The following is a 10,728-nucleotide window of genomic DNA, read 5'->3' as shown; positions in this document are numbered from 1 at the left end:
TGGCCGATCACCCTCTCAGGTCGGCTACGCATCGTCGCCTTGGTGAGCCGTTACCTCACCAACTAGCTAATGCGCCGCAGGCCCATCCTCAAGTGACAGATTGCTCCGTCTTTCCAGCTTCCTTCAGGCGAAGAAAGCAAGTATTCGGTATTAGCTACCGTTTCCGGTAGTTGTCCCAAGCTTGAGGGCAGGTTGCCTACGTGTTACTCACCCGTCCGCCGCTAACCATCACAGAAGCAAGCTTCTCTTCAAGTCCGCTCGACTTGCATGTATTAGGCATGCCGCCAGCGTTCGTCCTGAGCCAGGATCAAACTCTCCAATAAAGTATTGAAAAGAGCGATTAGCTCATTTTGAATCTGACGAGATTAAAAATCTCATTGTTGTTCCAGTTTTCATACAGTCAAACGACATGTACCAAAAACCTTCACGTTCATCCTGCAAGCAGGATGATTACTCACTCGTTGTTCAGTTTTCAAAGATCAAACATTCGTTCGTTGTCGTCACTATTTTCTCTCAGCGGCGACTTTTATAATATACCATACTTCGTTTGTTTTCGTCAAGCACTTTTTTGAAGTTTATTTTCAAAGCTCTTAGCGAACTCTGTTTTATCTTCAAAGTTTCTCGACCAAGCAAGCAAAGCAACGAGATATAATATACCATAATTCTCTGTACCGAGTCAACTACCCAAACAAAGAAATTTTCAACCCCAGCAAAAGCCCTACTCCAGGCAGGCCCAAAATACTTACTGTACCGATTGTGGCAGGATTCAGCGGTATGTAGGCACCCGTAATCCAACCGGAATAATTGACCACATAGATTCCGATCGCAGCCAAAGCCAGATGTATCCCAAATGATGTTACCCACGACAATCCGATTCGCTTTCTGAACAATATGATCACCAGCGCCAGTAATGAAACCACAAGCACACTTCCTAGAATCACACTTTTCATATTAAGCACCCTCCTGTCTTATTCTTTCATCACACACTCATACCCCGATCCATTACGGCCGACTTCTTCATCCCTGCTCGTTTCGCCCGCTTCAGATGAATCTGGTACTTGCGCTCTGCTGCTTCCAGAACATAGATAGCATAATCAATTTCATCTTCCCCCTGCGCTTCTTCAAACTGTCTTACCGCACGCTCCCACTCCGCTTTTGCCTTTTCAATCTCCAAGTAGATCTGTTCTTCTTCCAGCTCCTTCTGCATTTGGGTGCGTTTCTCCACTGCCCGTCCTGCATTTTTCCAGAAAAACATAAGCTCTCCCCCTTTGATTCAGCACAGCATATTCTCATACTTATCAAGGGAAGGACAAACTTAGAACTATGAGCCACAAATTTCCCTGGGGCACTTCTTTCTCTCCAACAAAAAAAGAGAGCCTCTCGGCTCTCTGGATGAATTCATTCAAATCTTCAACTATTTCACTCTATACCAAGCCATGCTCCTCTTAATCGCACATACACGCTTATCGGATCTCTCTGCGGCCTTCCAACGCTTTCGATAGTGTCACTTCATCTGCATACTCCAAGTCCCCACCTACAGGCAGTCCATGGGCTATCCGGGTCACTGTAATCTCGAACGGACGAACCAGACGGGAAATATACATCGCCGTCGCCTCGCCCTCAATATTCGGATTCGTTGCCAGAATCAATTCTTGCACCCGCTCATCGCTCAGTCGAGTCAACAATTCCTTCAGCCGAATATCATCAGGGCCGATTCCCTCCATAGGAGAGATCGCACCTTGCAGCACATGATAGTACCCATCAAACTCTTTGGTACGCTCCATCGCAACAAGGTCCTTGGAATCTTGAACCACACAAATGACAGAACCATCCCGGGATTTATCCTGACAAATGCGGCATGGATCGGTATCTGTAATATTACAGCATACCGAGCAATAATGAAGGTTACGCTTCACACTAACAAGCGCCTTGGCAAAATCAATAACATCATCTTCCTTCATGTTAAGCACATGAAAGGCTAATCTCGCAGCAGTCTTGGGGCCAATACCCGGCAAACGGGTAAAAGCATCAATCAGTTTCGCTATCGGTTCGGGATAATACAATCGATTGTGTCTCCTTTGACAGGATCAATTTTAATTAAAACAATCCCGGAATTTTCATGCCGCCTGTGAATTTGCCCATATCCTGGTTAGCAATTTCATCAGCTTTGCTCATTGCATCATTTACAGCAGTCATAACGAGATCCTGCAGCATTTCTACATCTTCCGGATCTACCGCTTCAGGTTTAATGGTAATGGACAGCAATTTTTTGTGTCCGTTAACCTCAGCTGTAACTACACCGCCACCTGAAGTACCTTGAACCGTTTTGTCAGCCAGTTCCTCTTGTGCCTTCAGCATTTGCTCCTGCATTTTCTTCACTTGCTTCATCATTTGGTTCATGTTGTTCATGATTGTTCATCTCCTTTGTTATAGTTAATGATGCGCGCCCTGCGCTAGGTACATCTATTCCTTGATCACTACAAGATCTTCACCGAAGAGCTGGATGGCTTCATCAATCCAAGGTTGCTTGCTGCCTGAACCGCCGTCTTCATGCTCAGGTTCAAGCTTAAAGTCCTCCTTTGGCGCTTCAGCAGCTCCTTCCATGGCTCCCGTCCAGTCCTTAAGCATCATCGTCACCAGACGCGCTGAACGCCCAAGCTGTTCAGACAGCACACGCTCAATTACTTCACGATTAGCCTGCTTCTCTGTCGTTTCACGGTGAATGTTGTTTTTGAAAGCAACCAATACATTGTCTTCCAGCATAGATACAGGCTCACCATCCATAAACCAGGCATGCACTGTAACCTTCTCTTCTTTAACACGCTGCAAGATTTGACTCCACTTTCTGCTGATCTCCACGAATTCTGGAGATCCTTTGCGCGCCACGTATTGGTCCAGCTGTGCAGGCAGCTTCGCCGGAGCATTCCCCCTGGATACGGGAGCACGAGTTGCCGGTCGCGAAGGACTGCTTGGTGCAGCCTCTCCACCAGAGAGGCCACTTTTCAGCGCACGATCCAGCTTCTTCTCCAGCTCAGCAAGCTGTTGTTTCAAGCGGTTAATTTCGCCGCTGTCAGCTTGTGAGGACGCCGTCGCCCCTGCTGATACAGCAGCTTGATTCGGTACCTCTCCCTGCGCAGGTATACTGCACAGCTTGAGCAGAGCCACTTCAAATAAAGTTTGCGGCTGTACTGCATATTTCATCTCACTCTGGTATCGGTTCAGTGTGTCAATCATCTGGAACAGCTGTTCCTTCGTGAAGGATTCTGCCATATCACGGAAAGACTCGGGGTTAAGCACCCGGTCTGTCAGTTTATCAGCATCCGGTACCATCTTGATCATAAGTAAATCACGGAAGTAATACAGCAAGTTTTCCATGCATTTATCTGCACTCTTGCCTTCATGCATAAATCCTTCGATCATCTGCAAAATATGTCCGACATCACCTTTAAGCAGTGACGCGGCAAGCTTGGCAAATTGCTCTGAAGGAATTCCTCCGGTCATATCCATAACCTGCTGATATGTCACTCTGCCATCTGTGAAAGAAGAGATCTGATCCAGAACACTGAGCGCATCCCGCATTCCCCCGTCCGACAGACGAGCGATGTATTGGAGCGCATCCTGATCAGCCTCCATACCCTCCTGTTCGCAGATCAGCGTAAGTCTTGCCGTCTGCTCCTCAAGGGAAACCCGGCGGAAATCGAATCGCTGACACCTGGAGATAATTGTGGCCGGAAGGCGGTGTGGTTCGGTTGTTGCCAAAATAAACATTACATGTGGAGGAGGTTCCTCCAATGTTTTGAGCAAAGCGTTAAACGCCTCTGTCGTTAACATGTGCACTTCATCAATAATATAGACTTTCTGCCGGACTTCCGTCGGGGCATATTTCACCTTTTCACGAAGATCGCGGATCTCCTCAACACCCCGGTTGGATGCAGCGTCAATCTCCTGCACATCCATTACCGAACCGGCTGTGATCCTGCGACAAGCTTCACATTCATTACAAGGCTCAGGCGCAGGTCCGCGCTCGCAGTTTACAGCTTTGGCCAAAATCTTGGCGGCACTGGTCTTCCCCGTTCCTCTGGGCCCGTTAAACAAGTAGGCATGGGAAGTCCGCTGTTCACGAATCGCGTTCTGCAAGGTCTGAATAATATGCTGTTGTCCCACCATATCTTGAAACGACTGGGGACGCCAAGCCCGGTATAACGCGATATGCTCCATGATGCGTTACCTTCCTTCCACTTCGCATTCGAGTCCTTTGTCGTTCCCCCATTATACTATATTCCGGGGTGATTCCAAACTTTATCTGACCCAATGATGCGTAGTTTTTTTGTACATATCAAAAAGACCTCTGCATACATACAACTGCAAAGGTCTCTACATTTCAAATGGTAAGCCGTGCACCTGCTATCGATAATTGCGATCCAAGTGGCACCCCTGAACAACAGCTCAGGCTAGGCAACCCTCCGGCACAAGAGTGATCTCACTTATGGCTGCTTCCTTCCGGACCTGACCAGGTTCATGAGTACTCATTGCGGAGGACCCAACCGTCAACACCACGTTCAGGGACCAAACCTCACATCGACAAAACCTCTAGCAGGAATTCAACCTCGCTATAGCGGATTGCGAGTTACAGGGCACCGCTACCTCCCCATCTAGCACGGTAAGAAATAGTATAACGTAAGCTTATCCAAATTGCAACCGGGCCTGAACTGGAACCTTTATCCCTATATAAAAACCCCTGCCAATAGGCAGGGGTGGTTTGGATGCAATTAGCAGACAATTCACAGGGAATTGCTGAATTAGATTCCGTATTTTTTCTTGAAACGATCGACACGGCCGCCAGCATCGATAAACTTCTGTTTACCGGTGAAGAACGGGTGGCAAGCGGAGCAAATCTCTACACGAAGTCCTTCTTTAACTGAACCAGTCTCAAAAGTGTTACCGCAAGCGCAGGTTACTTGACCGATCGTGTATTTAGGATGAATTGCTTCTTTCATTACCTTTCACCTCTTTCCGCCCTGAGCCTCAAGCGGACCCAGAGTAAATGGCACAACTTCAGAGATTATAACACGGCCTCATGCGTGTTGCAATCGAATATTATCAAGAGGTGATGAGGCGTTTCGGACGCGCCATCCCGGCTGGAGGAACATGTGTATACGAGCCAATAACGACATCAGGCAGCTCTTCTTCGAAGATCTCAATCATTTGCTTCATTCCGAGAATATCACCTTGAGCTGGAGGGATAAGTTCCAGATAACTCTCCGGGTCGATGTTCAGATTCCGCATTTGAATTAAGCGCAGGTCTGTTCTCCGGGCAAACTCAATCATGGCTTCAATCTCCTCTTCACGATCCGTTACACCTGGGAAGATCAAATAGTTAATCGATGTGTACACGCCTTGTTGAGCCGCATACTTCATTGACTTCTCCACGTTAGCAAGTGTATAACCCCGTGGTTTGTAGTACGCATTATAGTGGTCATCCAGTGCACTAATCGTACTTACACGCATCAAATCCAGCCCCGCATCCACGATGCCCCGAATGTGGTCATTCAAACCAGCGTTGGTGTTAATGTTGATATATCCCATATCCGTAATGGAACGCACCTCACGAATGGCCTCAATAATCAACTTAGCCTGAGTTGACGGTTCACCTTCACATCCCTGCCCAAAGCTGATAATGGACTCAGGTGTTTTCAGATGTTCCAGCATAACCTCAACAATTTCGTCCACACGAGGTCGGAAATTCATTCGGGTCTGCGGGGAAACAAAGCCACTGTCATCTGGTTGTTCCGAAATACATCCGAAGCAGCCTGCGTTACAGGAGTATGATACCGGAACTCCACCTTCCCAACGATTCAGGAACGTATTTGACGAGGTCAGACATTCATACCCAAGTGCACAGTTGGACAAATGGGTATACAGACGATTCTCAGGATACTTTTCAGTCATCCGCGTAACTCCAGCACGTACGTCATCACGGTCACAGTTCAGCGGATTCCACTGATCCGGTTGATCGGACATCCGGGCTGTAACGTAGAATGCGTCATCTTTCCATACCACTGCGGAATACCCGAACAAGGGAAGCTTATATTCTTTATCCGTTTTCACATAGCCCGGCAAACACAGCCGAGTAAACCCTTGCGGAAGCAAAGCCCCGACCGCCTGTGTATCACTCGGAAGAGGCATCATCTCGCCGGTGTCTGGATCCATCCCAATGGGACGAGTGCTTGGTAATCCAACCAGAGTTGCTCCCTCTGGTAGAGGAATGAGTTCATCCTCCATAATTTCAACGATCATATCTCCACTACGGGCAAGCCCATACAGGGATGGGTGATCAAATACATTTCCTTTTTCATCTGCGTATACTAAATACATGATGTTCTCCTCACATCTAATGGGTTAAACCGAACGACGAGTTTATGGTAAATCCAGCAGCAGAACTGCCAAATTCGAATGCGTAAAAGTACTTTTTAAGTTGTTGTTGCTGAGGTAGCCGTCTGTCTCGGCGAACGCCGAGTCGTTGTGGTCCCCGAATTGCTTGTATTGTTGCCCGCTGCATCAAACGCAGCCAAAAATTCTGCATTCGTTTTGCTGTTACGCAGTTTTTTCAGGAAGCTTTCCACAAAATCATGGGAGTCATTCATATTTTTACGAATGGTCCAGATGGTATCCAGCTCTTCCTTGCTTAGCAATACTTCTTCTCTTCGTGTACCCGAACGGCGAATATCGATGGCCGGGAAGATACGGCGTTCTGCCAGCTTGCGGTCCAGATGAAGCTCCATATTGCCCGTACCTTTAAACTCTTCATAGATAATATCATCCATACGAGATCCCGTATCAATTAACGCTGTTGCCAGAATAGTCAGGCTGCCTCCCTCTTCCACATTCCGCGCAGATCCAAAGAAACGTTTTGGGCGGTGGAAGGCCGCAGGGTCAATACCCCCACTAAGCGTCCGTCCGGATGGTGGGATTACCAGGTTATATGCACGAGCAAGACGCGTAATGCTGTCCAGCAGAATAACTACATCTTTCTTCGCCTCAACCAGACGCAGAGCACGTTCCAGCACCAGTTCCGCAACCTTGATATGATTCTCAGGCAGCTCATCAAACGTAGAAGCCACAACTTCCCCTTTTACCGAACGAGACATATCCGTTACTTCCTCCGGACGTTCATCAATCAACAGGACAAACAGTTCAATTTCTGGATTGTTGGTTGAAATGCTGTTGGCAATTTCTTTGAGGAGAAGCGTCTTACCTGCTTTGGGAGGTGCTACGATCAATCCGCGCTGTCCCAAACCTACAGGAGCCAGCACATCCATAATGCGTGTAGACAAATGGTTGGGGGATGTTTCGAGAACCAGCTTTTTCTGCGGATACAATGGGGTTAATGCCGGGAAGTGAAGTCTCTCCGCAGCGGCTGAAGGATTCTCACCGTTTACCGCATTGACTTGCAGCAAACCGAAATATCTCTCGTTTTCCTTCGGCGTTCTACATTTACCAGATACGAGGTCACCCGTTCTAAGATCGAACTTGCGAATCTGCGAGGCCGATATATAAATGTCTTCGGTGCTAGGCAGGTAGTTAATCGGGCGGAGAAAACCGTAACCTTCAGGAAGGATCTCAAGCACACCTTGCATAAACATCAAACCGCTCTGTTCAGCCTGAGCTCGTAGTATGGCAAAGATCAATTCTTTCTTCTTCAGTGTGCCATAGTAGGGAATCTGATATTTTTTGGCCAGTTTGTAGAGGTCCGTTAGTTTCATTTCTTCCAAATCGGAAATTTGTAGATCCATATAATAACCACCTATTCAATTAATAAGTCCGTGAAATGGATAGTTTCGCTTGATGATCGGCTATAGGAGAACAACACAAATCAGCTGCGTTCTCTTCTGTCCATTGTACGGAATGTAACCGTTATAATGCAAATACTTGTCGTTGAGTGTAAGTTTCCGGGTGGGATGACCATGATACAGTGTTACACACTTGTAAGTGAACATATAATTCACGAGGCTTTCGATCCGGGTACCCAGTCATGGAGCACAGACCAATCGGGGTTTGGGGAAAGGAATGATGTCAGTTCTTACAGCCATATGATATTTGATCCAAAAAAAGACCCTCCGGTTAAGGAAACAAAAACCATTTCGTCTTATCCCGGAGAGGCTGAGAACTCTATTAGAATAGGTTTACCCAATTGTTGTAAGGTTATGCAGTTCTGTCAAAATAATAACGTCAAGTCACCCATCTTGCAATATGGTAGCTTACGCTATTCCGTTTCACGCCATACATCTGCACCAAGAAGACGTAGGTTGGTGACGAGGTGATCATATCCACGATCAATAAACTCGACGCCTGTCACTTCAGTCACACCTTCTTTAACCGTCAGACCGGCAATGACCAGCGCTGCTCCGGCACGAAGATCTGATGCTTTTACTTTGGCCGCATTCAGTGCACCGCCTTCAATGATGGCAGAACGACCTTCCACTCGAATTTTGGCGCCCATACGCACCAGCTCTGGCACATGCTTAAATCGATTGCTGTATACAAAATCGCTCAGGACACTTACGCCTGTCGCTTGAGTTAATACACTTGTCATCGGAGACTGCAAATCGGTTGGGAATCCCGGGTACACCAGTGCCTTCACATCCACATGACTATAGGAAGATTGTCCAATGACACGAATACTTTCATCCATCTCTTCTATGCCCACACCCATCTCCAGCAATTTGGCAGTCAACGCCTCCAGATGTTTGGGAATGACATTGTCGATCAAAACATTACCGCGCGTTGCTGCTGCGGCGATCATATACGTACCCGCCTGTATGCGGTCCGGGATAATGGAATGACGGCAGCCTTTGAGCTCCGACACGCCTTCAATACGAATCGTTTCAGTACCCGCACCCTTGATGCTGGCACCCATTGAATTCAAAAGTGTTGCTACATCTATAATCTCAGGCTCTTTAGCCGCGTTTTCGATAATTGTAGAGCCTTTGGCACGTGTTGCCGCCAGCATAATGTTAATGGTTGCACCTACACTGCTTACATCCAGGTAAATCTTAGCTCCACGCAGCTCTTTGGCATGCAGATGGATGGATCCATGTTCGTTTGTTACTGTTGCGCCAAGCGCTTCAAAACCTTTGATGTGTTGGTCTATCGGACGAGGCTCAAAGTTACAGCCTCCAGGCAAACCAATTGTTGCTTCTTTGAATCGTCCAAGCAATGCCCCCATCATATAATACGAAGCGCGCAGCTTCTTCACGGGACCATTCGGCATAGGTATTGATTTGATATCGGAAGGATCGATCTTCATCTGACTGCCCTCCCAGAATACACGAGCTCCGAGTTCCTCCAAAATTTCCGCATAAACCGCCACATCACTCAAAAGCGGCAGGTTATCCAGCACGACCTCTGATTCGGCAAGCAATGCTGCAGGAATAAGCGCAATGGCGCTGTTTTTGGCGCCGCTTATGGTTACAGTCCCCTGTAACGGACGTCCGCCACTAATCATCAATTTTTCCATAAAGCTTAATGTCCCCCTACGTGTTTTGCAGCCGACGAACGGCATGACGTGCTGATGGCTCCCTACGTGAAATAAGGTGTGAAAATGGAAAGACACCGGCTAGGCGGTGTTCTTTCCACTTCACAGTATGGAACTGGTAAAGATAAATTACGCTTTGTTGTTGGAACCAAACTCGCGGATTTTACCTTTAACGGTTTCTTTGATTGCTTCACGGCCTGGTACGATGAACGTACGTGGATCGTAAGCATCTGGTTTAGCTGCAAGCACTTCACGAACCGCTTTTGTGAACGAAATTTGGTTCTCAGTGTTTACGTTGATTTTGGAAGTACCCAGGGAAATGGCTTTATCGATGTCATGTTTAGGAATACCTGTACCACCGTGCAATACGAGTGGAACTTGTACCGCATCACGAACTTCTTCCATTTCTTTGAAGCCCAGGTTTGGCTCGCCTTGGTAAGGACCGTGTACGGAACCCAGAGCTGGTGCCAATGTGTCGATACCTGTTTCTTTGACGATACGGATACACTCGTTCAGGTCAGCGTATTGGATGCCGCCGATAACGTCATCTTCCTGGCCGCCAACAGTACCTACTTCAGCTTCAACGGAAACGCCTTTAGCGTGTGCATATTCAACGACTTTTTTCGTCATTTCAATGTTCTCGTCGATGGAGTGGTGGGAACCGTCGATCATAACGGAAGTGAATCCGGCATCGATTGCTTCTTTACATTTATCAAAGCTGGAACCGTGATCCAGGTGAATCGCAACTTCAACAGTGATTTTCATGTCATGAATAAGTCCTTCTACCATTTTAACTACTGTGTAGAAGCCACCCATGTGACGTGCTGCACCTTCGGATACACCAAGGATTACAGGAGATTTCTCTTCTTCTGCAGCTGCAAGAATCGCTTGAGTCCACTCAAGGTTATTGATGTTGTATTGACCAACTGCATATTTTCCTTCAAGTGCTTTGTTCAACATGTTTGTCATAGAAACTAATGGCATGGTTTCAATCCTCCTAGGGTTTGGGTTGTGTCTATGGTTTTTAGCCGAAATCACATACGGGCTTATTATACCACATCCCATGTCAAATACTAAACAAGCATTTGCAAAAATGCTGTGCTTTGCAGCACAGTTTTCATAGACACCGCATGAAGCCGCTCCCATTTTCAATATTCCCTCGTTAAATGGACGAGATACCCATTGCCCCCAAG

At 47.2% G+C, this 10,728-nt stretch carries 10 protein-coding genes, 1 rRNA gene and 1 other RNA gene; all 12 read right to left on the bottom strand.

From position 1 onward, the window contains the following. A 16S ribosomal RNA gene (locus GUA98_RS28450) occupies nt 1-323 on the bottom strand; the annotation flags it as partial. Nucleotides 324-680: 357 nt separating this feature from the next. Then, the gene (locus GUA98_RS28445) at nt 681-950 is read right to left on the bottom strand and encodes a pro-sigmaK processing inhibitor BofA family protein (RefSeq protein WP_095293489.1); all 270 of its coding nucleotides are present in this window, start codon (nt 948-950) and stop codon (nt 681-683) included. 29 nt (nt 951-979) lie between these two features. Next, a complete protein-coding gene (locus GUA98_RS28440) occupies nt 980-1,207 on the bottom strand; it encodes a DUF2508 family protein (protein ID WP_095293491.1) in 228 nt (75 codons plus the stop codon). Between the two features lie 256 nt (nt 1,208-1,463). Then, on the bottom strand, nt 1,464-2,063 hold the full coding sequence (gene recR / locus GUA98_RS28435) for a recombination mediator RecR (protein ID WP_127541111.1): 600 nt from the start codon (nt 2,061-2,063) through the stop codon (nt 1,464-1,466). A gap of 34 nt (nt 2,064-2,097) precedes the next feature. After that, nucleotides 2,098-2,409, bottom strand: coding sequence for a YbaB/EbfC family nucleoid-associated protein (locus GUA98_RS28430; protein ID WP_095293487.1), 312 nt, complete (start codon nt 2,407-2,409; stop codon nt 2,098-2,100). Between the two features lie 54 nt (nt 2,410-2,463). Further along, a complete protein-coding gene (gene dnaX, locus GUA98_RS28425; protein ID WP_127541113.1) occupies nt 2,464-4,218 on the bottom strand; it encodes a DNA polymerase III subunit gamma/tau in 1,755 nt (584 codons plus the stop codon). Nucleotides 4,219-4,393: 175 nt separating this feature from the next. Further along, nucleotides 4,394-4,661, bottom strand: an RNA gene (gene ffs, locus GUA98_RS28420) — signal recognition particle sRNA large type. Nucleotides 4,662-4,799: 138 nt separating this feature from the next. Then, entirely contained in the window at nt 4,800-4,997 is a 198-nt protein-coding gene (gene rpmE / locus GUA98_RS28415; RefSeq protein WP_095293485.1) for a 50S ribosomal protein L31, read from the bottom strand. 103 nt (nt 4,998-5,100) lie between these two features. After that, on the bottom strand, nt 5,101-6,375 hold the full coding sequence (locus GUA98_RS28410; protein WP_153976474.1) for a radical SAM protein: 1,275 nt from the start codon (nt 6,373-6,375) through the stop codon (nt 5,101-5,103). Between the two features lie 95 nt (nt 6,376-6,470). Beyond that, entirely contained in the window at nt 6,471-7,793 is a 1,323-nt protein-coding gene (rho, locus tag GUA98_RS28405) for a transcription termination factor Rho (RefSeq protein ID WP_095293483.1), read from the bottom strand. A gap of 470 nt (nt 7,794-8,263) precedes the next feature. Then, the gene (locus tag GUA98_RS28400; RefSeq protein WP_193725118.1) at nt 8,264-9,517 is read right to left on the bottom strand and encodes a UDP-N-acetylglucosamine 1-carboxyvinyltransferase; all 1,254 of its coding nucleotides are present in this window, start codon (nt 9,515-9,517) and stop codon (nt 8,264-8,266) included. A 147-nt stretch (nt 9,518-9,664) separates the two neighbouring features. After that, nucleotides 9,665-10,519 (bottom strand): class II fructose-1,6-bisphosphate aldolase, encoded by an 855-nt coding sequence (fba, locus tag GUA98_RS28395; RefSeq protein ID WP_095293481.1) that lies wholly within the window; start codon nt 10,517-10,519, stop codon nt 9,665-9,667. Nucleotides 10,520-10,728 lie beyond the last annotated feature (209 nt).

The sequence above is a fragment of the Paenibacillus sp. P13VS genome, assembly GCF_015143645.1.
GTDB classification, from domain to species: Bacteria; Bacillota; Bacilli; order Paenibacillales; family Paenibacillaceae; genus Paenibacillus; species Paenibacillus xylanilyticus_A.
The sequence above is the reverse complement of the archived record's forward strand: the minus strand, read 5'-3'. Positions and strand labels throughout refer to the sequence as shown.